The organism is Arenibacter latericius DSM 15913, assembly GCF_000424985.1.
Taxonomy (GTDB): domain Bacteria; phylum Bacteroidota; class Bacteroidia; order Flavobacteriales; family Flavobacteriaceae; genus Arenibacter; species Arenibacter latericius.
This window is the reverse complement of record NZ_KE384286.1, coordinates 21,982-47,753: the sequence shown is the minus strand read 5'-3', so window position 1 is coordinate 47,753 and position 25,772 is coordinate 21,982. Positions and strand designations below refer to the sequence as shown.

Below are 25,772 nucleotides of genomic sequence, written 5' to 3'. Positions count from 1 at the left end.
CTTTGTCCCGAAAGTTTAACATTCTATTTATTCAATTTTGGCAGGTCTCCTGACTTGCGTACCATCATTTACCTTCCCACCCATTTATTAGGGCAGTGGTTTTTAAAGTAATGACAGCCGTCCAACAAATTCCGGACAAAGCTTACAGTTGCGGGAACAGTTTCGGATTTTCACCGAATTCCCATTTAATTCTAGCTCCCTATTACCAGAGCAATTGAAACCAAATTTTGGCGCGAAGCTAATACATTTTTTAAAAGAAGGCAGGTAAATTATTGATTTTCATATTTTAGCAGAGGTACAAAAAGTATTAAAGAATCCATTAAACATAAAACACTGTTCCTAGAGACAGGGATTCATGACAAATTGCTTAGGTAAAAAAATTTAACACTACTTTTGAACCTACAAAATTTAAAATAGTCCTTTTGAAAAAAATAATTTATATACTCATAGTTCTAATTATGTGGTCTTGTAAACAAGACAAAAAGGAGCGACTTTCTAGCGAGGTAACAGCAACACCTACACCTATGGAATACGCCAAGGGTTTTACCATGGAGAAACTTGCAAATGGATTAACCATTATTAAAATAACCTCCCCATGGCCCAATGCCGAAGCTACCTTTACCTATGCGCTAGTTCCAAAAGATCTACTACCCGTCATCAGTTTGGACCGGGATGCATACCAAGCTATTATTCCTGTACCGGTAGAAAATATAGTTGTAACTTCTACTACCCATGTTCCTGCCCTAGAAGCTTTAGGACAAGAAGATAAATTAATTGGATTTCCAGACACCAAGTATATTTCCTCAGAAATTACTCGGGAACGAATTGATGCAGAAAAGGTTAAAGATTTGGGAAAGAATGAAGCATTAAATACAGAAATGGTAATCGACCTAAATCCCGATTTAGTGGTAGGTTTTGGGATTAACAACGAAAACAAAGCGTATGAAACCATTCAAAGAGCAGGTATACCAGTAGTATATAATGGAGAATGGACAGAAGAGACCCCATTAGGAAAGGCCGAATGGATTAAGTTTTTCGCTCCATTTTTTCTAAAGGAAGCAAAAGCAGATTCTATTTTCTCTGACATTGCAAAGAGCTACAATCAAACCAAGCAATTAGCAGAACAAGCTAAATCACGCCCCACAGTGTTGAGCGGCGCACTATATAAAGATGTTTGGTACCTTCCCGGTGGTAAGAGTTGGGGAGCACAATTCCTGGAAGACGCTAATACCAATTACCTATGGAAAGACTCCAAAGAAACCGGTAGCCTCTCTCTTAGTCTGGAAAGCGTTTTAGAAAAAGGACAGGAGGCTGATTTTTGGATATCACCCTCTCAATTTACAAGTTACAAAGGGATGATAGAAAGCAATAGACATTACTCCCAATTTTCTCCTTTTAAAAATAAGAAAATATACACCTACGCCAACACCAAAGGCGCTACAGAAGGGATGCTATATTTTGAACTAGCACCTAATAGGCCAGACTTAGTCCTAAAAGACTTAATACAAATCTTTCACCCAGAACTATTAATGGAACACAACCCCGTTTTCTTTAAACCCTTGGATTAAGTGCCTCAATCAAAACCATATAGCCTATACTTTATACTGCTAATAGTAGTATTACTAACCTGTTTCTTGGTAAATATCAGCTTTGGATCAGTATCCATACCCTTTACAGAGGTGGTACATGCCATTTTAGGTAAGGCTACAGAAAAAGCATCATGGGCATATATAATTTGGGATTATAGGATTCCTAAATCTCTAACTGCCATACTTGTAGGTAGCGGCCTAGCATTAAGTGGATTATTAATGCAAACACTATTCCGAAACCCTCTAGCCGGACCATTTGTACTTGGGATAAGCTCTGGCGCCAGTCTAGGAGCTGCAATATTAATTATGGGGGCTTCCCTATTTAATGGAATATTTACTTTTGGGATAGTAAACGATATTTCTCTTGCTCTAGCCTCTAGTATAGGAAGTTTTATAGTGCTTTTAGCCGTAATGGTGGTTGCTTCTAAAATTAAAGATACCATGGCATTGCTAATTATAGGACTAATGTTTGGAAGCCTAACCGCAGCAGTGGTAAGTGTGCTCTCCTATTTTTCCACTGCGGAAAAACTACAGCAATATATTTATTGGTCTTTTGGAAGCTTAGGAAATCTTTCTTGGCAACAACTACTACTATTGTTTATAATTACAGTAATAGGACTTACAATCAGTATTTTAAGTATAAAACCACTTAACTCCCTCTTGTTGGGCGAAAATTATGCAAGAAGCATGGGAGTAAACATAAAACGTTCTCGTTATTCCATTATAATAGCCACCGGTTTGCTTGCGGGTGGTGCTACGGCTTTTGCTGGACCCATAGCGTTTATTGGTTTGGCGGTTCCTCATTTAACGCGACAAATTTTCAATACCACTGATCATAGAATATTGCTCCCAGCAGTAATGGTTTACGGGGCCATTCTTATGTTGATATGTGATACTATTGCTCAATGGCCTGCCTCGGCAAATGTATTACCTATAAATGCCATCACCTCCATTATAGGAGCCCCTATAGTAATCTGGCTTTTGGTAAGGAAACGGAAAATGGTATTTTAATTATAACGTGAAGCTTACAACTTTCTTAATATGTCACAGCATAACAAAGAGACTAATCTCCATAGTTTAAAGTATTTTTAAAATCAATTAGATAACTTAGTTTTAAAATTAATAGTCATTAGCACCACCCAAGAACATATCGCATTATTAATTAAAGACCTAAGGATAGGGTATACCGCTAGGAAGCAGCAAAATATAATAGCGGAAAATATTAATTTCTCCTTATTAAAAGGGGAGTTGGCAGCTATAATAGGTGTAAACGGAATAGGAAAATCTACCTTATTAAGGACTTTGGGAAAAGTACAGCCAAAACTCTATGGTAAGATTCTTTTAAATAAAACCCCATTAGAGAAGCTGTCCCACTTAAAACTTGCCACAGAAATTAGTGTAGTACTCACGGAGCCTATTGCCTCTAAAAATTTAACCGTTTGGGAATTAGTAAGCTTGGGTAGACAGCCATATACTAATTGGATAGGCACCTTGAGCGAAGTGGATAAAGAAAAGGTCAATGCTGCCATAAAAATGGTAGATCTCACCTCTTTAAAATTAAAGAAATGCTACGAGCTTAGTGATGGGCAACTACAAAAGGTAATGATCGCTAGAGCTTTAGCACAGGACACCTCTATTATATTAATGGACGAGCCTACCTCGCATTTAGATCTCTATCACAAAGTACAAATTCTAAAATTGCTTCAAGATATTGCTCATAAGACTAGAAAGACCATCCTTTTTACTACTCATGAAATTGAAATCGCCATTCAGCTTTGTGATAAGATGTTGATTTTAGAAAAAGGTAAAAGCGCTTTTGGAGAGCCCTGCGAATTAATTGAAAATAAAAATTTTGATAATCTCTTCCCTTCGGACACCATAACCTTTGATGGTAATACTGGTGCATTTAGGGTAAATAGATAATTGAAATTTTATTTATAATTTGTATTTTCCCTTAACAAGTAAGGATTCTATTATATATCTAAGCAAATACACTACGGTATCTTTAAATTGAATCCACTTCAACTTTAATCCCAATCTACTATCTTTACCTTAAAGTATTAAATTAAATGAACGAATTGCTTGCACCTATTGTAATCGCCCTTATTTGTTTGGGCATTGGTTACTTTTTAGGAAATTACATTAGAGGGCTAAAGACCAAATCTGAACAGAGTGTCTTTTTAGAACGAGAGAATCAATTACGGTATACTATTAACTCCTTGGAAGAACAGTTGAAAAAGATGGAAGCCGAAAAAAATGAGCTCCGTATTACCGCTGAGGCCGAAAAACAACAACTTCGTTTAGAGAAAGAACGATTAGGAAACCAGCTTACGAGGTATCAGGCAGATATGGAGAACCTCCAATTAAAAAATAGAGAACAAAAAGAAGAGGTAGAAAAACTACAGGCCACCTTCGCCAAGGAATTTGAAAATTTAGCCAATAAGATTCTAGATAAAAATAGCAGTAAGTTTACCGAGCAGAACCGCGAAAACATTAAAAACATTTTAATCCCCTTGCAGGAAAGAATTGTTCTGTTCGAAAAAAAGGTAGAAGACAGTCAGAAAGAAAGTGTAGGCATGCATTCTGCCCTTAAAGAACAATTGGTTAACCTACAAACCCAAAACTTAAAAATTACACAAGAGGCCGAAAATCTTACCAAAGCACTTAAAGGAGATAGCAAGATGCAGGGGAATTGGGGGGAATTGGTATTAGAGCGTGTATTGGAAAAATCTGGGCTAGAAAAAGACCGTGAATATAGTGTACAACAGAGTTTTAAAAGGGAAGATGGCACAAGGGTATTACCAGACGTAATTATCCACCTGCCAGATGGCAAAAAATTAATTGTAGACTCTAAAGTATCTCTAACCGATTACGAGCGCTATGTAAATTCTGAAGACGACTTAAGGGAAAAATTTCTAAAAGACCATATTAATTCGCTTCGTAGACACGTAGACCAACTTTCTGCCAAAAAGTACGAAGATCTTTATGAGATGGATAGTCCGGATTTTGTTCTGATGTTTGTCCCTATTGAGCCTGCTTTCGCTATCGCTATAAATCACGACAATTCCCTTTACAACAAAGCATTTGAACAGAATATTATTATAGTAACCCCTTCTACCCTATTGGCTACACTGCGCACTATAGACACTATGTGGAACAATGAAAAACAACAGCGCAACGCAATTGAAATCGCAAGACAGGCAGGTGCCCTTTATGATAAGTTTGAAGGTTTTATTGGAGATTTAACCAAGGTAGGTAAGAAAATGGAGGAAGCAAAAACCGAATACAAGGGTGCTATGAATAAATTGGTAGAGGGTAGAGGAAATATCATCACTAGAATAGAGAAATTAAAAAAAATGGGGGCCAAGGCTAAAAAGTCCATTCCAGATCCCATATTAAATAAAGCTATTGACCATAACGAAGAAGAAGAAGAAGAAGAAGAAGACAACAAAGACAGACTATTACCCTATAGCTAAACCTATAAATATAGACGTATGAAAAAAATATTTGGCCTAGTACTTTTGGCCGTTACCTTACTAATTACAGCTTATTTTCTATTTGTTTATTATGTCCCCTACAGTACGGGAACACGCTCCGGAGAACTCATAAAAATAAGTCATAAAGGGGTATTTATTAAAACTTGGGAAGGCGAAATAAGTCAAGGAATATCAGGAGCACAGATATTCACCTTTTCGGTTATTGATAAGGATGCTATTGAGAAGCTTAGAGAATACCAAGGCTCTTATGTGCGAGTAGAATATATAGAGCGTTACAGAACCTTCTTTTGGCTAGGTGACACCAAGTATTTTATCACGAAAGTGCAGGAGGAGAATTCACCCCATTAAATCATTTTTAAAATCATTAATCTCCTAAGACAAATAACTTGGGAATATTATATATTAAAAGTAAACCCATGCAAAAGTTTAAATCAGCTAAAGATTCACAACTGTCCCTTACCCAATTAATGCTTCCTTCCCATTCTAATTTTGGAGGGAAAGTTCACGGAGGACATGTCCTTAACCTTATGGACCAAATTGCCTTTGCTTGCGCCTCAAAACACTCTAATAGCTACTGTGTTACCGCATCGGTTAACAAGGTAGACTTTCTAAACCCAATAGAGGTGGGCGAATTAGTCACTTTAAAAGCGTCTATAAATTACACGGGGCGAACCTCTATGGTAGTAGGTGTACGTGTAGAATCTGAAAACATACGAACCGGAAAAACATTACATTGCAACTCTTCCTATTTTACCATGGTCGCTAAAGATGCCGAAGGCAACAATTTACCCATTCCGGGATTGATTATAGAGGACGAGCAGGGAGTTAGACGCTTTACTAGAAGCTTGGAGAGAAAAAAACAAGCTATGTCTAGATCGACTAAATTTGATGAATCTCAATTTAAGTTTCAAGACTATTTAAAGAAGCTAGACGAAGAAAATGTGAAGTTGATGTTGAAATAATCAAAATGCCGCATAATCAACAGTAGAAGATTATGCGGCATTTTAGATTAAAATTATTTATAGATATTACTCAATTCCAGCTGCAGCATCTTTATCCATGAACCAAATTAGGTCTTTGGACGTAGGAGCTACTAAGGAAGCGGGATATTTCTCATATCCACTCTCTTTCCCTATAATGGTTTTCACTTTTTCTGCCTTGCCTTCTCCTGTTACCAAGAACGCTACAGTCTTAGCATTGTTAATTATCTTTCCAGTAATAGTAATCCTGCGTTGACCAGAATCTGGATGAATGGCCACTTCACAGTTCTCTTTAGAGTCCCATAGTTCAATCTCATGAGGGAATATAGAAGCTGTATGTCCATCGTCTCCCATTCCTAGAATAACAAGATCAAATTGGGGAATATTATTTACTTTAGGCAATTGTGCATCAAGCACTTCACTATATCTAACCGCCTCATCCTGTGGATTAGCTTCTCCTAACACGCGATGAATATTCTCTTCTGGAATATCTATTTTAGACAAAAGATGATCTACCGTCATTTTATAATTACTCTCCGCATCTGTTGGGGCTACACAACGCTCATCTCCCCAATATAAATGTACTTTGGACCAATCTATTCCCTTAGAATTTTCGGACATATAATCAAACACCCCTTTTGGCGTACTACCCCCAGAAAGGGCAATATGCATAACGGTGTTATTCTTAATCTGCTCTTCCAAATACTCGGAAAATCTTTTGGCAACCTCCGCTTTAGACGGATCTACATAAGTTTTCATCTCTATTTTGCTTTTATAAATTTTCTACAGATCCATTTTTAGAATGGAATACCTGTAGATTTAATACTATTTCAAGGATAAGTATTGCATACCACATCCCCAAATATTCTTCATACTATTTAATTACACAGAAGCCTGGGTCATCGGCCAAGTTCTCTCCTGGATTACGCCATCTAAGGTTGCCTTCCAATAAATCGTCTGAATTAGTAGGACCCCATACTCCGGCAGAATAACCATAAATATTTACATCCGGATTATTTTCCCAATAATCCAATATAGGATCTACAAATTCCCAAGCCGCCTCTACCTCATCTGCACGGGCATATAGGGTTGCATCTCCTTGCATAGCATCTAATAACAGTCGCTCATAAGCTTCCATTACATTATTTTCTGCTAGATTAGAATAGTAAAAATCTAAATTAGCTCGGTCTACCTTAAATCCTTGCCCAGGAACTTTCACGCCAAATTTAATAAGAATCCCTTCATCGGGCTGTATTCTAATAATCAACTGATTATCCTTGTTCTTTAAATTTGAATTTTTAAACACCTGGTGGTGTGGTGATTTAAAATGAATCACTACTTCGGTTACCTTTGTAGGCATTCTTTTAGCAGTACGTACATAAAAAGGCACATCTTTCCATCTCCAGTTGTCCACATAAAATTTTATAGCTGCATAGGTCTCCGTTTTAGAATTAGGGTCTACTCCTTCTTCTTCCCTATACCCCTTTACCTTTTCACCGTCTATTACCGAAGCAAGATACTGACCTCTTACTGTATTTTTAAATAGGGTTTCTTCGTCTCGCATTATACGTAACGATTTAAGGGCTTTTACCTTTTCGTTTCTTATTTCTAATGCACTGGCATCTATTGGGGGCTCCATAACAATTAGGGAAACAATCTGCAGCAAATGGTTTTGGAACATATCGCGCAAAGCTCCTGATTTATCATAATAGCCTCCTCTTTTTTCCACTCCGCCTCTTTCGGCATTGGTAATCTCTACATGATGAATATAATTCCTATTCCAAAGTGGCTCAAAAATACTATTGGAAAAACGGGTAACCAATAGGTTCTGTACGGTTTCTTTTCCTAAGTAATGATCTATTCTATAGATCTGTGTTTCGTTAAAATGCTTCTGAAGTCCAGCATTTAAATTTTTAGCGGTTTTTAAACTGTATCCAAAAGGTTTTTCAACAATTATTCGCTTCCAACCGACTTTTTCGTTGTTTAAGTGCTGCTCGGAAAGATTTTTGGCAATAACCTCATATAAGCTTGGCGGGGTAGATAGGTAAAAAATATAATTTTCCTCCAAATTATATTTAGCATTTAAATCAGATATTCTGGTTGCCAACTTACTATATTCCTTACTGTAGTCATCCCCAAGATCTTCATAAAAGAACTTGTCTGCAAAAGCGTTTATTACCTCTTCTGCATCTCCTTTAGTTTTGTCCTCTAAATATGAACTTTCTAGAACTACTTTCTTTCTAAATTCGCCATCGGTTAAATTGCTCCTACTAACTCCCAAGACCACAAAGTTTTCTGGAAGGTGATTTGCTTTATACAAATTATATAATGAAGGAACCAATTTTCTTGCAGTAAGATCACCGGAAGCTCCAAAGATAACAAGCATTTGATTTGCTGTTTTGCCCATATTATAATTATTGGAATAATCGTTTTATTTTGTTGGATTTTGATACAAAAGATTCAAAAACCTATAAAATGACTACTTTTGATTTTTAATTTAGGCTGCGAAGATAAAACTAATTTAGCTTATACATTTTACAAACACGGACTCTTAACAAAAAACACTTTAATTTGTTAGGAATTTTTTAAAGCACATTTATGAAAAATACATATGATTTTGGATTGATTGGACTAGGCGTTATGGGACGGAATTTTATTCTGAACGTTGCTGAAAACAATTTTTCCGCGATGGGATACGACTTAAATGAAGATCAGGTAAATGCATTAATAGCTGAAGGCGAGGACACTAAAAGAGTAAATGCAACTTCAGACATAGAAACATTTGTAAGTTCGCTATCTCAACCTAGAAAAATTATGCTTCTAGTACCTGCTGGAAAGATAGTAGATTCTGTAATAGAAAGTCTATTACCTCATCTAGATAAAAACGATCTTATAATTGATGGAGGAAATTCTTTTTTCACTGACACGGATCGTAGGGAAGCTTATTTAAAGGAGAAAGGCATTCACTTTTTTGGATCGGGAGTTTCTGGTGGAGCAAAAGGCGCGAGACGCGGACCTAGTATCATGCCAGGAGGAAACAAAGAAGCCTATAAAGAGGTACAACCTATTTTTGAAGCCGTATCGGCGAAATTCCAGGGAGAGCCATGTGTTGCCTATCTTGGGCCAAAATCGGCAGGAAACTACGTTAAAATGGTCCACAATGGCATAGAATATGGTCTGATGCAGCTTACCTCTGAGATTTACGACATTCTAAAAAAAGCAGGAAACTATAGTTATGAGGAGCTGCATACATTATTTGACAGTTGGAACAAAGGTCGACTACAGTCTTTCTTAGTAGAAATATCTGCTGAAATCTTTAAAAGAGATGACGACAAAGGACCAGGGAAATTGGTAGAAAAAATACTAGATAAAGCCAAGCAAAAAGGAACGGGAAAATGGACCTCCCAAAATGCGATGGACTTAGGGATTCCTGTTCCAAGTATAGACATAGCGGTAAGTATGAGAGAGATATCTGCTCTTAAGGCAGAACGCGTACAGGCTGATGAATTGTATGGTCGTCCAGAGCCAGCTGCAATAGACAAAGAAGAGTTAGCAAAATGGGCCGAAGAAGCGCTTTACTTTGCCTTTATTACCACCTATGCTCAAGGGCTACACCAACTATCGGATGCCTCAACCGAGTATGGATATGAGCTAGACCTTTCGGTAATTGCTAAAATTTGGAGAGCTGGATGTATTATCCGCGCTGAATTGCTAGAAGATATTTCAAAAGCATATACCGAAGATAAAGAGTTGCGCAACCTTTTACTATCACCAAATTTTGTCCCTAAAGTACAATCCACAGTTTCATCGGCAAGAAATTTGGTTGCCTACGCGGCCAAAAATGGAATTCCTTTACCAGGGCTTTCTAATTCTCTAACCTATTTTGATACGTATACCTCTGGAAGATTACCGCTAAACCTAATTCAGGCACAGCGAGATCATTTTGGATCTCATACCTATGAGCGTACCGACATGGAAGGAATATTCCATACGGAATGGGAATAGTTTAAGCTTTTTCGGCAAGCTTTTAAAAAACCCCTCATTTTAAGTTAAACTTAATATCATTAAAATTAACTTAAAATGAGCGGAGCCGGACACCTAGCGGATATGAACAATAGATTGAACCACAATCGCGTTAGGTTCAAAGAAAGCAACAGAGGCACTATCCATTCAGATACTGCTCCTAATGCTACTTAACCATCCTTTAAGGAGGTATCCGCTACAGAGCTAAAGAAAATAAATCACAATATTAGAATTAGGGCCAAAAAAGACCCCAATAGGAATTTAATTATTTTTATTGGTATTATTTTGGCCCTTTTACTTTTCATTAGTCATATCCTTTAAGGACTACGATAATTGGATTGGTTTACTATATATTGTAGTATAAATGCAATCCCAATCTCCTATCTCTATTGCTGAAAGTGCGACACACTTGTTTAAAACACCAACGTTAAACACTATTTATAATTAGAGCTAATTTCTCTAAAGTATCCCCCTATATAATCATTGTCTTAATTTTAATGTAATTTTACCCTCTAATATAGTTGACGCTATGAACCCATCGGCCTCTGGTTGGATAGATAAATTTGGATATCTGGTTAAGAATGACAATAAGTACTGTTCCTCATTTAACACCATGTACACAAAACTGAAGAAAACTGGTTTTGTTTATGGCATCAATCTAAATGTGCCCGACTTTATAGCGATTGAACATCCTTTATCTGAGGATGAAATGGCAAAGATTAATCTACTCGCAGGCTTATATTACACTCATAAATTCACTACTGGCAATTCAGATTTTGAGGTTTTTGTAAAATGTCTACTTAAGTTTTACCAAGGATTAGATATTGCAAAAATCTCCTTTATCAATAAATTGTTAATGGGCAGAAAGACCTCCGCTAAATTAGAGTCGCTCATCAACTCTAGGATCTATTTAGAGGATAATTTAATTAGCAAGACCTTTAATAGCACTATTACCAACTCGCTTCTATTTATAGACGTACTTACCTTTAAGCGACATTTAGAAGGTGTAAAGAACAAAAGGAAAATTGCACAACGATTAGAGCATATCACAATCAATATTACCTACCATACCTTAAATTCAAAAACAAAAAGTAGAAATGACGAAAAGTTAGCACAGCTATTTGCCTCTTCATTAACTTTTATCGACAGTGAAGAAAGTCATATCGACAGTACGTATAGGAATGATTTATTAGACCTATTCACCACTTGTGAAAAGCAGTACTTTTTAGATGTTGCTTGCTTAACAGTTTGGGAAGATCAATCGCTAGCGTATACCGAATCGAAGTTTATTTTCGAGCTCGGAGAGGACATGGGGTTTAGCAAAACCCATATCGGAAAATCACTATTTGATGTAACTGAATTCTTTGAAATAAACGCTAAAAAAATCCCTCATTTAAAGGATCAAAATATGGCCGTTCAATTCTATGAAAGTATGGCTAGAATTGTAGATAAATTAATCTTAAGAAATAGTAAAAGGCTACAAAAAGAAATCTCTGAAAGTAAGGAGTTGGTCACCCTCTTATCCAAGTCTACAGTAAAAGATTTAACTGAAGAAGAAAAGAAAAAAGTACAAGACCAATTACTGGATATTTTTAAAAGTATTCCTTCCTTGGCTATTTTTATTCTTCCTGGAGGAGCTGTATTATTACCTATATTTATAAAATTAATTCCTAAATTGCTACCCTCAGCATTTGATGAGAATAGGGTGGACTAAAATTCGCATAATTGGCTAAAAACCTGCACTATAAGATAAATCTATAACGACTTTTTACTTAAATCAATTAATTGCTATTCAGCATACTAACATACATTACTCCAACCAAAGCTTAAAATCTTTCACCCGCTCTCTACTTACTATTATTTCTTGATCATTATACCTATTTAGCTTAATCTGCAACCTAGAATTTGTATAAGATATAATATCTTTTATATGATTTATGTTGACATAGAATTTTCTACTTACTCTATAGAATGTTTCAGGATCGAGATCCTTTTCTAAATTTTCTAATGAGACATCTAACAGGTAATTTCTACCATCATTAGTAGCTGCATAAGTACCTTTATTTTCACTGTAAAAACATTCTATTAGATCCGCATTTATAATTTTTAGATGCTGCCCCACCCTCACTGTAAATCGTTTTTTATACTCTCGTTCCAAGGGGTTTAATAGTAACTTTTTTACATCCTCAAAATCCATAGAAACCTCTTGCTTTTTAGGACCAAAAGATTGGTATTTTTTAACTGCTATTTCTAACTCTTCTTCATCTATAGGTTTCAATAAATAATCAATACTATTTAACTTAAATGCCTGCAAGGCATACTCGTCAAAAGCAGTAGTAAAAATCACAGAGCTTTCTATTTTAACCACCTCAAAGATTTCAAAAGAGAGTCCATCTGAAAGTTGAATATCCAAAAAGATAAGATCGGGATGTTCGTTGTTTTGAAACCATATTATAGCCTCTTCTACAGAATGGAGCATGGTAGCTACAGAAACTTCTAATTGGTTTAATAAGCGTCCCAACCGTCTAGCAGCTGGTTTTTCGTCCTCTATTATAATTACATTCATTAGTTGGTGAAATAGATTGTTTATTGTTTTTAGAATAGGACTTGCCTCGCTACTCTTCCATGTACTTTTTAATTTGCCGTACTTCCCATTTCTTTAAAAATCTTGGTTTCCTTCCAAAAACGCTAAGACCATGAAAGAATAGCCCTATCCCCCAAAATAAAGGTGTGAATAAAATATTCCAATCTATCCAATTCCTAAACCCTACTTCCAAGGTTTCATAGTATCCCGTATTTATAAACCTATAGCCGGCATACAAAAAGAATATGCCTAAATTAACAAACAAGTATACAAAAAGGTGATTATAAAATCCCTTAACCGCAGCCACATGTTTTCTGGCCCTTTCCAATTTTAGACCATTCTTTCTATTCTCTTGCATCACCTATATTTTTCTGATTCTTTTCTATCCTCCTCCATAAATTTCTTTATTTGTTTCTCTTCCCATTCTTTGGAAAAAAAAGGATTATAATTAAAGGTTTTAGAGGCATGAAAAATTAGCCCTACTCCCCAAAATATCCAAACCGCAAAAGTCCCGAAGTCCCAAAAAGCATCCCAGAAGGTTTCTCCGTCTTGTATATTCCTTAGTATCTTATTAATGGAAATAGATAGGTTAATCACAACAAATATGACCAGATGAACATAAAAACCTTTTAACTCCTCTATTCTCCTTTTAGCTCTTTTCTTCTTATTAACGTCATAATTCTCCATTTCTTAATCCTTTACATATACAAGATTTATTTCCACCGTTCATTTTGCTCCTCTTGCTCTAAAAACTCTTTAATCTTTCGTTGTTCCCAATTTTTACCAAACAATGAATTATACCCAAAAACCTTAAAGCCCTTAAAAACCAAGCTAATACCTAAGCCAAGGACAACCCATAAAAACCACGGGTAACGCCATTCATTAACGTAGTAGTTTATACCAGCTACTAGAGCAATAGTAAAGAGGGAAGAAAACAAACTATTATAAAATTTCTTAATTTCGGCAACTCTTGCCTTAGCCCTAAAGTACTTACTCTCTTTTCCTGAATTTTCCATGAGTATTATTTTTGATGTCTCAAATTTCGTTAGAAGAGCGTAAATGTCTAAATCTATTAGACTCAACTGTAGAAAAGTTATGTTGAACTGTAAGCACAAAATTTAATTTAGAAGGAACATAAATTTATAATTACCCCACCTCCAACATCTGCTTAGTTTAACCTTAGAACATACTTTTAAAAGTCGTCATCCTCCATTAATTTACGCATGGTACGTTCTTCCCATCCCTTACCTAAAATAGGGGCGCGACCATAAGCATCTAACCCGTGCATAACCACACCAAATCCCCAACCCAAGGCAGGAAAGATTGCCCAAGGAAAAGATGTAGTATTATAATTTAATACCGCCAGAATTGGTATTACCACTATATAGGCTCCTAAATTGCCGTAAAAACTTTTTAGGGCCTCTACCCGTTCCTTAGCTTTTTTATATCGCTTATCCTCTATAATGAGCTCTTGCGTCTCAAAATTGTTTAATATTTCAGTCAGTAATGGCAGTCTCACGGTAAATTCTGAATCCGATTTTACAATTTCAACTTCTCTTTTAGACAGTATTTGATACCGCTGTTGGATATTCTTAAGTCCTACCCCACTACTTTTTTTAACCATCCGCTTTTCCTGATAATTATTACTTACACATAGCATTCCCCCTTCTTCATACACCCTAATCTTTAATGGCCGGGAAGCGGTAACCACATTGTGTTTTACCGCATTTTCTAGTAATAGTTGCAAGGATAAGGGCACTATTTTAGCCTCAGGATTACTGCTTTCTGCTGGGATATCCAAGACAATACTATTCTCGAACCTCATTCTCAGCAACTTAATATAGGTCTTAGCAAAACTCAGCTCCTCATCTACAGTTACAAGATCTTTATTTTTCTGTTCTAAAACATACCGATAAACCTTAGAAAGTGAAGTGGTAAATTTTTGAGCTTGTACTGGATCCTCCTCTATTAAACTGGTAAGCACATTTAAACTATTAAACAAGAAATGCGGATCCAATTGATTCTTTAGTGCATCAAATTTGGCAGATGCTGTTCCGGCAATGATCTTTTGCTCTTTTACTTTATTTTCTTGTTTGTACTTAAAGTGCCAAGCCACATAAAAAATAATAGATATTATAATCGCTATGAGCATAGAAACCTTATAATACTCTAGTCTTTCCCCTCGTAGAAAATCGGACAATGCCATGTTGTCTAATCCTACCTTAAGAATAAATCTGGAGATAAATATCCCTATAAGAGATAGTATAATATTTCCTGTTATCCCAACCAACATTGGTCTTTTAGCTAGGATATGTTTTTTATGCTTAACAATAAGATATTGCATCCAATAAGCATTTACCATATAGAGGATAAGGGAGTATATCATATTTCTATAATACTCTTGTAAAGCACGATCATAACTAAATCCCTCATCAAACCTGCCCATAAAAAAGAAGATGGCTAGGAAAACAAAATAAATTAAGGTCCCAATAAATATGGCGTTGCCTAAATGCTTTAAAAAACGATTCATATTCACTTATTGATTTGTTCAAAAACTGGTTTCGTTTGATTTCATTGTTTTCCTGAAACAAGAAGAAGGTTCACGATTAAAGTTAGTGAAAAGTTCCAAGGAGGGAGTGAAATTAGATGACCCTATAATTGACATAATGTTATTTCTGGAGATATTAGGCTGATTTTGAAATCTCATTGTTCTGATTATCTTCTATTTATAGATTCTAGCACAAAGATTATCCAAATCCACAAGAGATAAAATTAAGTTACACTCAATTGTAAGTTATGAAGGATGAACTGTAGAAGGCCAAATAATCATACTGAAAATCAGTCATAATATTATCAAAGGATAATAGAAACAGGAAAACTAAAGATTTGCAGTAATTAAAGGCATGTGTGTAAAATAAAAAAGAGGACGCACCCCTACGTCCTCTTTAAAAGTCAAAAAACAAATTCAATTCAAACTTATTTTTTCTTACTTATGAAGTGTAAAATTACGTGTTAAAATTTAATTTTAGCGCTTTATCCCCAAAAAAAATAACGCAATCGAATATTTTTTATAAAAACCTTGCTAGCACGAATTAAAGAATAGAATCAATTTTATGTAGTGTATTACAGGGAGGATAAAATTTAGTTTTTAAAGGGTGTGGAACATCTAAACAACCTACTACTGTCGTCATTTACCCAAAGGGAGATAGTCCACCCCTTTTGGTTAAAGTACAACAGAAATTGAGATAGGAAATCCATATAAAACTTAGCATACCTTTCAATATCAAAACTTCCTCTACTCTACTAGATTCTTTATAACCACACTGAGTAGGGTTTCAAACGAAATAAAGAATATTTAGGAAATAAGTGTAGGAATAGGATATTAACGCAACTCACACTGTAAGAGTTAAAGCTATATCTCCGTCTTTTAAACCTAAAAAAAGTAAGTCAGCCTCACATACAAAGCATCACAAATACTATAGAAATCGCCAATACCAAAATAATTCAAGTATAAATGTAGGGTCACCACAAATAGTGAGTAAAAACTAACGTATCTTATAATTTATGACCAAATTTTATAAGGAGAGGAGGCTAATTATTTAGGTCGAATTACATCTGCAGCAATGGATGGGTAACGTTTTGCTAAGACCACTATTTAAATAATAAACCCTTAATCCAAACTAATCCCGTACCTTTACCACTTATTTTACATATTATATGACATTTAAAGATTTAGGTATTATAGAACCTATACTTAAAGCCCTAGCGGCGGAAGGCTATACAAACCCCACCCCAATACAAGAACAATCAATTCCAATTTTATTAAAAGGCAAAGATCTACTAGGCTGTGCACAAACAGGCACTGGTAAAACTGCCGCCTTTTCCATACCAATTATTCAACAATTGGTTACAAATCGCGATACAAATTCGCATCAGCGCAAAATTAGAACATTAGTAGTTACCCCAACCCGGGAATTAGCAATACAAATTGGTGAGAATTTCACCTCTTACGCTAGATTTACCGATATTAGAAGCACCGTTATTTTTGGTGGTATTAAGCAAGGTCGACAAACAGATGCCTTAAAGAAAGGTGTAGATGTACTTATCGCTACTCCAGGAAGACTATTAGACCTAATGAACCAGGGTTTTATTTCCCTACGAGATATACAATACGCAGTATTGGATGAAGCCGACCAGATGCTGGATATGGGCTTTATACACGATATAAAAAAGATAATTGCCAAGCTACCCGATAATCGCCAGTCGCTTTTCTTTTCGGCCACAATGCCGAAAGCGATCGTAGAATTGTCCCGTAAATTATTGGGCGATTTTGAACAAGTTACTATTAAACCTCAGCAAGCTACAGCAGAAAAGGTAGAACAAGCCTTATACTTTGTTTCTAAAAAAAACAAACCAAGTTTGTTAGTTCATTTGTTGGAAAAAGATCCCAATGATTCTGCATTGGTTTTTTCGAGAACCAAGCACGGGGCCAATAAAATTGTAAAGCAATTGGCAAAAGCCGATATTAAGGCAGATGCAATTCATGGAAACAAATCCCAAAATGCACGACAGAAAGCCTTGGGTGATTTTAAGAATGGAGATCTAAAAGTACTTGTCGCTACAGATATTGCAGCAAGAGGTATAGACGTAGAGGAACTCTCACTAGTAATTAACTACGACCTTCCTAATGTTCCTGAGACTTACGTTCACCGTATTGGTAGGACCGGAAGAGCAAGTGCTAGTGGGATTGCCCTTTCTTTTTGTGATACAGAAGAAAGGCCTTACTTAAAGGATATTCAGAAATTGATTAACCAACAAGTACCGGTTATTACCGACCATCCCTTTGTAGATGATGGTATTGAAGATGTGCCTTTACAGCCAGCTAAAAAGCATCATAACAATAGACAGCGACAAAGGACTGGGCATTCCAATCCACGAGGAGGAAGAAATGGCAATAGAAGCAGAAGTAGCAATAATAGTAACAGACCAAAAAGGGATTAATATTTCCTATTATACATAAAGTAAAAAAGCCGGGTAAGAAATTATTCCGGCTTTTTTAATGAATAATGTGTAATTTTTAGTTGGTCATTGAAAAAATCAAGACCTTTATTGAGCATTTAAATCGTTTTAATTTATACTTAAATATCTAAGTGATGAAAAATACATTTTCAACTGTACTTTTAGTTTTTGTACTAATGGCACTTCCAATCGAACTAGCCTCGCAAACTACCAACTTAATCAGTTATAATATTAAGTACGACAATACCGGTGACACAATTAATAATTGGAATGATCGTAAAGAGACCATGGTGCATTTGCTACAACACTATAATGCAGACATTATAGGGATCCAAGAAGGCTTACATCGCCAAGTGACTTATTTAAATGAAGCCCTTCCTAGTTTTTCTTACGTTGGTGTTGGTAGAGACGATGGTAAGCAAAAGGGAGAATACACTGCTATCTTATATAATTCAGATAAATTCAAGGTTTTAAAAACCAATACCTTTTGGCTTTCCGAAACTCCAGAAAAAGTTTCAGTGGGATGGGACGCTGCTCTAGAGCGTATATGTACTTATGCTCTTTTCGAGAATCGGAAGACCAAAAAGCAATTTTGGGTCTTTAACACCCACTTTGACCATCGGGGAGTGCAGGCAAGGACAAAATCTGCTCAACTGATCTACAAAAAAATAAATGAGATTAACACCAATAAAGTACCAGTTGTCCTTATGGGAGACCTTAATTTAACCCCAGAAACGGAAGCCATACGTTTTCTACAGCAGTATTTACAGGATGGTATGGACATCTCTAAGAAACCATTTTATGGTCCTTTAGGCACCTTCAACGGTTTTAACCAAGAGCACATCTTAATGGACCGAATAGATTACATTTTTGCGCAGGATTTAGAAGTGCTGTCCTATACTCATATAGACGATAGAATGGCGAACAACAAACATATTTCCGACCATTTACCTGTATTGGTTACGATAGCCGAATAAAGTTGGCGCAATAACATATTCCCTACCAAAACCAGTTATTATGTACATTCCATCACATTATAAGAATACAGATCTTGGAGAGGTAAAGGAGTTCCTAAAACAAAACAGTTTTGGAATTCTAGTAAACCAAACCGAAGGGCGCCCCTGGGCTACTCATATCCCCTTAGAATTGGAGATAGATGTAGATGGAAACGATCTGTTGGTAGGACATATTTCCAAAGCTAATCCTCAATGGAAATACTTTAAGGGGAAAGAGGAGGTATTAGCTATATTTAACGGGCCACATAGTTACATTTCCTCCTCTTGGTATAAGGAAGAGGAAGTCCCCACTTGGAATTATATTGCAGTTCATGTTTACGGAACGATTGAATTAATAGATGAGAAAGCCGTCCTAGAATCCTTGCACAAGCTTGTTAATAAGTATGAGAAGGTAGCTACCAATCCCGTTTCCCTAGATAATTTATCCCAGGAAACCATGAGTCAGATTAGTGGCATAGTAGGGTTTAAAATCCGTATTAAGGAGATCCAGGCCGCTTACAAGTTATCTCAGACGCGTACAGAAGACCATCCACAAATAATAGCGGAGTTAAACAAATCTAAGAACTGTGGTTCTAAAGAAATTGCCAATATGATAAGAAGCAATAAATGTCCCCATTAGAGAACTTATATCAATTAATTTAAACATCTAGGTAGTAATGACAGCTATAGATCACGAAAAGAAATTGGCTGCCTTGGAAGCAGTTAAGTATGTAAAACAAGGGATGACGGTCGGATTAGGGACTGGTAGTACCGCCAACTTTATGATTAAAGAACTCGGCATACAGGTAGCTAACGGACTAAACATCAAAGGTGTACCTAGCTCAGAAAACACCCGTAAACTTGCTTTAGATCTGAATATCCCTCTAATATCGTTAGAAAAAGCAGACAGCATTGACCTCACCATAGACGGTACGGATGAGTTTGACCCGTATCTGCAATTAATTAAAGGCGGAGGCGGAGCCTTATTACACGAAAAGATTTTAGCCCATAATTCGGACCTTGTTATTATTATCGCCGATTCCCATAAGCAGGTAGATCGACTAGGAAGCTTTAAACTCCCTATAGAGACAATCCCACTAGCCACCCGTAAAATAATGCAGTTACTTGATAACATGCAATTGCAGCCGATAATGCGGAAAAAAGAAGAACAGCTTTTTATTACCGATGAAGGAAATCATATTATAGACCTCAACATTAAACACATAAATAACCTCCCTTTACTTAATTATACCCTTAAGCAAATTCCAGGAATTGTAGAAACAGGGCTTTTTCTAGACATGGCAGATATTATAATTGTTGGCAAAGGAGCATCTACCCTTACTTTTAAAAAATAGAATTGCGCTTTAACCTACTATAGATTATAAAAGTAATGATTAAATGGTATGCAAGCGTTTTAGTAGATGTTGTTTAAACGATTTACTTAAGGGTATAACCTTTCGTTTTATTTCTAAATGATGTTCTCCCACCACATCTAACTTGGATATGTTTACCATATAAGAACGGTGTACCCTTATAAACTTATGGTTTATAAGCTCGGCCTCTAGAACCTTTAAAGTAGTGCTGATAAGAAAGCTACCTGTTGGAGTTACAAGATTACTATAATTTCTATCCGCTTCTATATAGGAGATATCATCTAACAACAATTTTATCATATTCCCATTGTGACGAACAAAAATACGGTCGTTCAATACTTGTATGTTTTGTGGTCCATCGACTACACCTTCAGAATTTCCTTTTATTTGTTCTACCACTAAGGCTATGGTACGTCTTAAATCTAAATTACTAAACGGTTTTGAAATAAATGCGTAAGGGTGGGTAGATTTGGCTCTAGTAAAGGTAGCTTCATCAGAATTTGCAGTTAGGTAAATAATAGGGATATTTTGGGTTTCCTGTATTTTTAAAGCAGCAGATATTCCGTCCAAATCTCCCTTTAAATTGATATCGAGTAAAATAATATCAGGTTTATTGGATATTGCATGGATAACAGCCTCCTCTCCCCTAGTTACCAATCCAGTAACCTCATACCCCAGATTGGTGAGTTGTAATGATATATTAGCTGCGATAATCATGTCATCCTCTACAATTAAAATCCTTGTTTTTCGTTCCATAATTATGCTGCTTTATGATGATAAAATTCAAATGAAACAGAGGTCCCTTCATTATTTTTTAACACCATTTTACCATCTAATTGTTGTGTTAACAACCTCACTAATTGGGTGCCGAATCCAGTACCTCTTGTTTTATCTTTATCCGTATAACCAATCCCGTTATCCATAACCTTTAGTTCCAATAGCGATCTATTTTCTACCAACTCAATGGTTATTATTCCCTCAGAATCTTCTGGAAAGGCATACTTTAAGGAATTGGTGAGCAGCTCATTTACAATTAATCCTATTGGGGTGGCAATATCTACATTCAGTTCTATATCCTTCATTTTGTACACCATCGATATTCTATTACTGGCGCCATAGGAGTCTAAAATGAAGTTTGCCAAATTCATAAAATATGGCCTCATCCCTATGGAAGTAAGATGTTTACCATGATATAAGTTTTGATGAATCATACTCATACTCTGAATCCTATTCTGAATTTGACACATGGTATCCTTAATTTTAGCATCGCTAATCTGAGCGGTTTGGAGAGATAAAAGGCTAGAGACTACTTCTAAATTATTCTTTACCCTATGGTGAATTTCTTTAATTAAAAATTCCTTTTCTTCATTTTGAACCTGTAGGAGTACATTTTTTTTTCGATTATTTCTAATAGCTACAAAACCTAAAATCAAAAGAAAAATCAACAATCCCATAATTACTGAGGTTAGAATCTGATTTGTATTTTGCTTTTTTATTGTGGACTGCTGTAAAAGAATAGTATTTTCCTTTTGGGCTACATCAAATTCCGTTTGCAACAAAGCGATACGTTGATCTGCCTCCGCGGTAAAGACTTTCTTTTTTAGTTTATCGTATTCAGAAAATGCCTTATAGGCCTCCATATAATTATGATTCCCTGCAAAAGCCATCCCGAGAGTTTCATAAGCCTCACTTAAATAGTATTTGTCCCCAAAGTTTACGGTAGCGACTTCAATAGATTTTTGAAGACTTAGGATAGCAGTACTATATTTGCCTTGTAAGTTTTGTGATTTCCCTACAGAAAGATAGGCCCTCATCAATAGGAAAGTATTCTCTAATAATTGAGCATACTTTATTGCTTTCTTACCTGCTTTTTCTGCAGCCTCAAAGTTATTTATATGACAATATAATTCTACCAGAGAAATGTAAATATCACTTAAATTATTATAGAACCCATATCGTTCCCCAATAGACTTGGCATGGTCATAATATTTAAGGGCATTATCAAATTCATTCAAATCCATATAATTATTCCCTACTACATAGAGGGTAAAATCATAATCTAAATCGTTAATACCCCGTTCCTCAAAGATCTCAAGAGACTTAAGTCCATATTCTAATCCTTTTTCAAACTTAGACTGCTTCCAGAAAATATTACTAAGATCACTATAAGCTAAGGCAATAGCTTTCTGATCATTATTAAGATTCCCCAACTTTAAAGACTCCATCGCATAATCTGCGGCTCTATCTAATTGTCCCCTACGTTCATAGACATACCCCAATTGCGTATTTAAAAATGCTAAATCTTTATTTAGCACCTTCTTCTTAGCACTTTCTAATACTCTCTGGGCACTATCCAGTTTTTCCATCCGTAATAATATAGCGCCTTGGGTAATTTGAAAACGGCCATTCCAAAGCTCATCTTCTTTAAGGGCTGTAAGGTCTAGGCCCTCTTGAGTAAACTCTAGAGCTTTCGTTAAATTTCTTGTATGCCAATAATAGGCAAAATCATTTAACATGGAGAATTGCAACGTATCGTTATCTACCACTTCTTTATAGGATTTTCCTAGAAGCTCCAAATAAGACTCTCCAAAATTATCAGTATCTACAAATACCCTTTTGTAGGGTTCATTTTTATCAAAATCTTGGGTCTGTCCAAACAAGAAAATGCTGAACAATAGAGATGAAAATATAGTAATAAATGTTGGTCTTCCCATTCTGTACCTTTCTTAGGTCTTAAGAAGTCGGGATTTTAAATATACGTTTTTTTTCGTTAATCCCCTGATAAATAAAATACTATGTTCGGACAACGACAGGGTCATTTCGTCCTAATCTAATTGTATTACATGCGCTTAAACCGTTAATTAGGGAGATAATGAGTTTTAATAATCCAATATGAAATGGCGAATAATTTCAATTACTCTTATGATCCTTCTTTTAATTTCATGTAAAAACGAAACAAAATCATTGGACAATGACCAACATAAGGTTGATGGGATAACTATGGGAGCTAAGGAGCAAGCTGTAATTAAGGAATTTCTCAATCAATATTTAAATACTATAAACGATACGCTTTTAAATGAAAGGATTACAGAAAACTATACCAGGTATATGAATGGCATCCCGATTGCCACTAATAAAACTGAATTAAACGCAAAAATGCACCTTTATGCCATCGGATTTCCAAATTATACTATTGACAAAACATTTACTGAGGTATGTGGAAATCGTGCTTTTATCCAATGGGTCTTTACAGGTACAAATACTGGGGAGTTTGCAGAAGTTATCGCTACCGGCAAAAAGGTACATATAACGGGATTTTCGCAACTCCAATTTAATAAGAAAGGAGAGTTATTTCAAGAAGATATTTTCTTTAATCAATTAGATTTTTTACAACAATTAGGATATTCTCTAACTCCCCCTAATCTAGAATAGCAAAAGTCTTAAGTGTTCCCCTAAATAAACTTAATAGTATAACCTAATATTTAAATATCATGAGAACACTCAGAAACACTATGATTCTTGCCTTTTTAATATTACAGGCACCATTTATTATTCAAGCCCAGGAAGAGAAAAACCAGGCCTATTATATTCATGAAGACCAGGTAAAACCATCAATGATTCAAGAATATGAAATGGTATCCAAAGATTTTATGGAAGCTTGTAAAGAACACAATATTCAAGAATTAAAATGGCAAGTAGCCTCTACATCTACTGGGCGCTATTTTACCATTTCACCTATAGAAAACATGGCCGAACTAGATAAGAATGTAATGGCAACATTATATGAGAAAATGGGAGAGGAAGCGTTTGGGGAAATGTTTACACGTTTTAACAAATGTTATGATAAACATGGAGATTATATAATTTATCTAAACAAAGAACTTACATATATGCCAGAGGGAATTAGCACTACTACTGAAGGTCAGAATTATCGTAAATGGCATTTTATGAACGTCACTCCTAACAACATTCAAAACCTAAAAGGTAAACTAAAAGAACTGAAGGCATTATACACTAAAAAGGGATCTAAGGAATATTATCGCATTTATCACAGTGGGTTTGGTACTATGGGCGACTATTACCTTGCAGTAGTATCTGCAATAGATGCTGAAGACTATGCCAAAAAATCCAAGGAAAACGAAGTTCTACTTGGAGAAGAAGGGGAAAAGCTATTCCAAGAACTATTTGGATACGTTGATGAATATAAAACAGAATCTGGTGGAATGCGTCCAGAATTGGGTTATGCCCCAGAACAGTAAATAAATATTATGAAAAAGTTCATTTTTATAGGTTTAGTACTAATTCTATTCAGCTCGTGCCAAGAACAAGAAAAGCGCTATACCCAACAATCAAAGGAAATTGAAACGGTAAAAACGTTAATTAAGAATTACAACGATAAGACGTACGACATTAGTATTTATTCGGACACCTGCAAAACCCGTTATAACTCTGTATCTATATCTATGTCTCCCTCAACAACAATCGCCTATCACCAAGCTAATGATACCATATTTAAATCTCGTGAATTTTTAAATCAAGATCAGGAATACGAGATGGTTGTCACTGATGATGGAGAAACTTGGGTAAATTGTTGGTTAGATTGGAAAGGCATCGTTAAGGAAAGTAATCAGGAAGTTAGGATTCCCATACATTTGACCTATCAATTTAAAGAAGGAAAAATAGTTAGAGAAATAGGCATATGGGATAATTCTCCTGTAATATTAGCAACCCAAAAGATACAGGCAGAAAATGCTATAGCTACTGAATAAAAAAGTATATCATCTTCAGTAGTTAATAAACTTAAAGCTAGGAATATCATTATAATGAAATTGGCACCTACATAAATATCACAAACCTAACAGGTTAATCTAACTTTTATTTTGGGGGAAATTAAGATAGATTGCTGTTAGGTTTTATTAATAGTTTAATCATGATAAAGCCCCATTTTTTTCATAATGCTGTATTACTGGTTAAAAATGTTTTACCTCTTTGTTTTCTCTAAAGTATTTTGGAGCAAGGTTAGCCTAACCTCCGATCAGACTAGAATACGAAGGGTTAGCGTTTTAGACTGTGACGGCTTTAAGTATATGGCTAATTCCAGATATGCCTATTACATGGACTTTATTCGGTGTGAAAAAATGTTTCGTTCCCAATTATACGACCAAACTATAAGAAAAGGAATGTTCCCTGTATTAGGTGCTCAAAAAATTATTTACCGAAAACCTTTAAAAAGATGGACTCTATTTAAAATCACTTTAGTCCTTGAGGGATGGGACGATAAATGGGTATATCATAGCCAACTATTTGAACAGGATAATCAGCTCTGCGCAATTGGGTATACTAAAGTAGCTTTTTGGAAGGCAAAAAAAGCTCAAGACATTAGGCCTATTCTAATAAAATGTGGGGTTACTGCTAAGGAAATGACTGTTTCTGAAGAGATTAAAAATACTTTTGAAGGAGATTATCAGGCCATCAACAGTAGATCTAAAAAATGAACCAACAGATTATAAGATTTTAATGATATTACACTCTCAATTAATAAACCCTCAAAGATATTGAATACTATGGGGGTTATAGTAAACGGAATAATCACTCCAAAAAATGAGAGAAAAATGAGGTTAACTAATAAAAATCCTCTCAAAAAAAATCAAAAGACTGCACCATATCTCCCTAATTATAAGTATCTTATAGAGTACTAATAATTAATTCTAA

25 protein-coding genes and 1 riboswitch are annotated in these 25,772 nt (G+C 35.5%); of the genes, 16 read left to right on the top strand and 9 right to left on the bottom strand.

Features of this window, described 5'->3' with window-relative positions:
* Positions 1-22 precede the first annotated feature (22 nt).
* A riboswitch (cobalamin riboswitch) is annotated at positions 23-240 on the bottom strand.
* Positions 241-422: 182 nt separating this feature from the next.
* The 6 genes from H344_RS0117615 (at position 423) to H344_RS0117590 (ending at position 6,048) form a co-directional block, all read left to right on the top strand.
* On the top strand, positions 423-1,568 hold the full coding sequence (locus H344_RS0117615) for an ABC transporter substrate-binding protein (RefSeq protein ID WP_026811471.1): 1,146 nt from the start codon (positions 423-425) through the stop codon (positions 1,566-1,568).
* A complete protein-coding gene (locus tag H344_RS0117610) occupies positions 1,569-2,600 on the top strand; it encodes a FecCD family ABC transporter permease (RefSeq protein ID WP_026811470.1) in 1,032 nt (343 codons plus the stop codon).
* A 111-nt stretch (positions 2,601-2,711) separates the two neighbouring features.
* Positions 2,712-3,512 carry an ABC transporter ATP-binding protein gene (locus H344_RS0117605; protein WP_394330150.1) on the top strand — a complete coding sequence of 267 codons (801 nt, stop codon included), beginning with the start codon at positions 2,712-2,714 and terminating at the stop codon, positions 3,510-3,512.
* A 146-nt stretch (positions 3,513-3,658) separates the two neighbouring features.
* Positions 3,659-5,065 (top strand): DNA recombination protein RmuC, encoded by a 1,407-nt coding sequence (gene rmuC / locus H344_RS0117600; protein ID WP_026811468.1) that lies wholly within the window; start codon positions 3,659-3,661, stop codon positions 5,063-5,065.
* Positions 5,066-5,083: 18 nt separating this feature from the next.
* On the top strand, positions 5,084-5,434 hold the full coding sequence (locus H344_RS0117595; protein ID WP_026811467.1) for a hypothetical protein: 351 nt from the start codon (positions 5,084-5,086) through the stop codon (positions 5,432-5,434).
* 68 nt (positions 5,435-5,502) lie between these two features.
* Positions 5,503-6,048, top strand: a complete 546-nt coding sequence (locus H344_RS0117590) for an acyl-CoA thioesterase (RefSeq protein ID WP_026811466.1) — start codon at positions 5,503-5,505, stop codon at positions 6,046-6,048.
* Between the two features lie 66 nt (positions 6,049-6,114).
* Here the strand turns inward: H344_RS0117590 and pgl are convergent, their stop codons facing one another.
* Entirely contained in the window at positions 6,115-6,825 is a 711-nt protein-coding gene (gene pgl / locus H344_RS0117585) for a 6-phosphogluconolactonase (RefSeq protein WP_026811465.1), read from the bottom strand.
* A 115-nt stretch (positions 6,826-6,940) separates the two neighbouring features.
* On the bottom strand, positions 6,941-8,473 hold the full coding sequence (zwf, locus tag H344_RS0117580) for a glucose-6-phosphate dehydrogenase (RefSeq protein ID WP_026811464.1): 1,533 nt from the start codon (positions 8,471-8,473) through the stop codon (positions 6,941-6,943).
* Positions 8,474-8,664: 191 nt separating this feature from the next.
* Here zwf and gndA point away from each other — a divergent pair, with 191 nt between their 5' ends.
* The gene (gene gndA / locus H344_RS0117575) at positions 8,665-10,071 is read left to right on the top strand and encodes an NADP-dependent phosphogluconate dehydrogenase (RefSeq protein ID WP_026811463.1); all 1,407 of its coding nucleotides are present in this window, start codon (positions 8,665-8,667) and stop codon (positions 10,069-10,071) included.
* A 547-nt stretch (positions 10,072-10,618) separates the two neighbouring features.
* A complete protein-coding gene (locus tag H344_RS0117570) occupies positions 10,619-11,803 on the top strand; it encodes an LETM1-related biofilm-associated protein (protein ID WP_026811462.1) in 1,185 nt (394 codons plus the stop codon).
* Between the two features lie 96 nt (positions 11,804-11,899).
* On the opposite strand, the gene H344_RS0117565 is transcribed toward H344_RS0117570, so the two are convergent.
* The 5 genes from H344_RS0117565 to H344_RS0117545 all read right to left on the bottom strand — a co-directional run bounded on the left by H344_RS0117565 (position 11,900) and on the right by H344_RS0117545 (position 15,203).
* The gene (locus H344_RS0117565) at positions 11,900-12,655 is read right to left on the bottom strand and encodes a LytR/AlgR family response regulator transcription factor (protein WP_026811461.1); all 756 of its coding nucleotides are present in this window, start codon (positions 12,653-12,655) and stop codon (positions 11,900-11,902) included.
* A gap of 49 nt (positions 12,656-12,704) precedes the next feature.
* Positions 12,705-13,031 (bottom strand): 2TM domain-containing protein, encoded by a 327-nt coding sequence (locus H344_RS20765; RefSeq protein WP_034256966.1) that lies wholly within the window; start codon positions 13,029-13,031, stop codon positions 12,705-12,707.
* Complete coding sequence (locus H344_RS0117555; protein ID WP_026811460.1) at positions 13,031-13,360, bottom strand: 2TM domain-containing protein; 330 nt, start codon at positions 13,358-13,360, stop codon at positions 13,031-13,033. The genes H344_RS20765 and H344_RS0117555 overlap by 1 nt, the downstream gene beginning before the upstream one ends.
* A gap of 26 nt (positions 13,361-13,386) precedes the next feature.
* Entirely contained in the window at positions 13,387-13,689 is a 303-nt protein-coding gene (locus H344_RS0117550; RefSeq protein ID WP_026811459.1) for a 2TM domain-containing protein, read from the bottom strand.
* Between the two features lie 176 nt (positions 13,690-13,865).
* Entirely contained in the window at positions 13,866-15,203 is a 1,338-nt protein-coding gene (locus tag H344_RS0117545) for a histidine kinase (protein ID WP_026811458.1), read from the bottom strand.
* A gap of 1,187 nt (positions 15,204-16,390) precedes the next feature.
* On the opposite strand from H344_RS0117545, the gene H344_RS0117540 reads away from it, so the two are divergent.
* From H344_RS0117540 to rpiA, 4 genes are all read left to right on the top strand, one after another.
* A complete protein-coding gene (locus H344_RS0117540; protein WP_026811457.1) occupies positions 16,391-17,674 on the top strand; it encodes a DEAD/DEAH box helicase in 1,284 nt (427 codons plus the stop codon).
* Positions 17,675-17,826: 152 nt separating this feature from the next.
* Positions 17,827-18,669, top strand: a complete 843-nt coding sequence (locus H344_RS0117535; protein ID WP_026811456.1) for an endonuclease/exonuclease/phosphatase family protein — start codon at positions 17,827-17,829, stop codon at positions 18,667-18,669.
* A 40-nt stretch (positions 18,670-18,709) separates the two neighbouring features.
* Complete coding sequence (locus H344_RS0117530; protein WP_026811455.1) at positions 18,710-19,327, top strand: FMN-binding negative transcriptional regulator; 618 nt, start codon at positions 18,710-18,712, stop codon at positions 19,325-19,327.
* A gap of 37 nt (positions 19,328-19,364) precedes the next feature.
* Complete coding sequence (gene rpiA, locus H344_RS20760) at positions 19,365-20,042, top strand: ribose-5-phosphate isomerase RpiA (RefSeq protein ID WP_034256964.1); 678 nt, start codon at positions 19,365-19,367, stop codon at positions 20,040-20,042.
* 39 nt (positions 20,043-20,081) lie between these two features.
* Here rpiA and H344_RS0117520 read toward each other — a convergent pair whose 3' ends face one another.
* Positions 20,082-20,816: a response regulator gene (locus H344_RS0117520; RefSeq protein ID WP_026811454.1), complete on the bottom strand. Its 735-nt coding sequence runs from the start codon at positions 20,814-20,816 to the stop codon at positions 20,082-20,084.
* A 2-nt stretch (positions 20,817-20,818) separates the two neighbouring features.
* A complete protein-coding gene (locus tag H344_RS0117515; RefSeq protein WP_026811453.1) occupies positions 20,819-22,774 on the bottom strand; it encodes a tetratricopeptide repeat-containing sensor histidine kinase in 1,956 nt (651 codons plus the stop codon).
* Between the two features lie 178 nt (positions 22,775-22,952).
* On the opposite strand from H344_RS0117515, the gene H344_RS0117510 reads away from it, so the two are divergent.
* The 4 genes from H344_RS0117510 to H344_RS20755 all read left to right on the top strand — a co-directional run bounded on the left by H344_RS0117510 (position 22,953) and on the right by H344_RS20755 (position 25,555).
* Positions 22,953-23,492 (top strand): ester cyclase, encoded by a 540-nt coding sequence (locus H344_RS0117510; RefSeq protein ID WP_084148848.1) that lies wholly within the window; start codon positions 22,953-22,955, stop codon positions 23,490-23,492.
* Positions 23,493-23,551: 59 nt separating this feature from the next.
* Positions 23,552-24,319 carry a hypothetical protein gene (locus H344_RS0117505; RefSeq protein ID WP_026811451.1) on the top strand — a complete coding sequence of 256 codons (768 nt, stop codon included), beginning with the start codon at positions 23,552-23,554 and terminating at the stop codon, positions 24,317-24,319.
* Between the two features lie 9 nt (positions 24,320-24,328).
* Positions 24,329-24,829: a nuclear transport factor 2-like protein gene (locus H344_RS0117500; protein ID WP_026811450.1), complete on the top strand. Its 501-nt coding sequence runs from the start codon at positions 24,329-24,331 to the stop codon at positions 24,827-24,829.
* A 207-nt stretch (positions 24,830-25,036) separates the two neighbouring features.
* Positions 25,037-25,555: an acyl-CoA thioesterase gene (locus H344_RS20755; RefSeq protein ID WP_051254386.1), complete on the top strand. Its 519-nt coding sequence runs from the start codon at positions 25,037-25,039 to the stop codon at positions 25,553-25,555.
* Positions 25,556-25,772 lie beyond the last annotated feature (217 nt).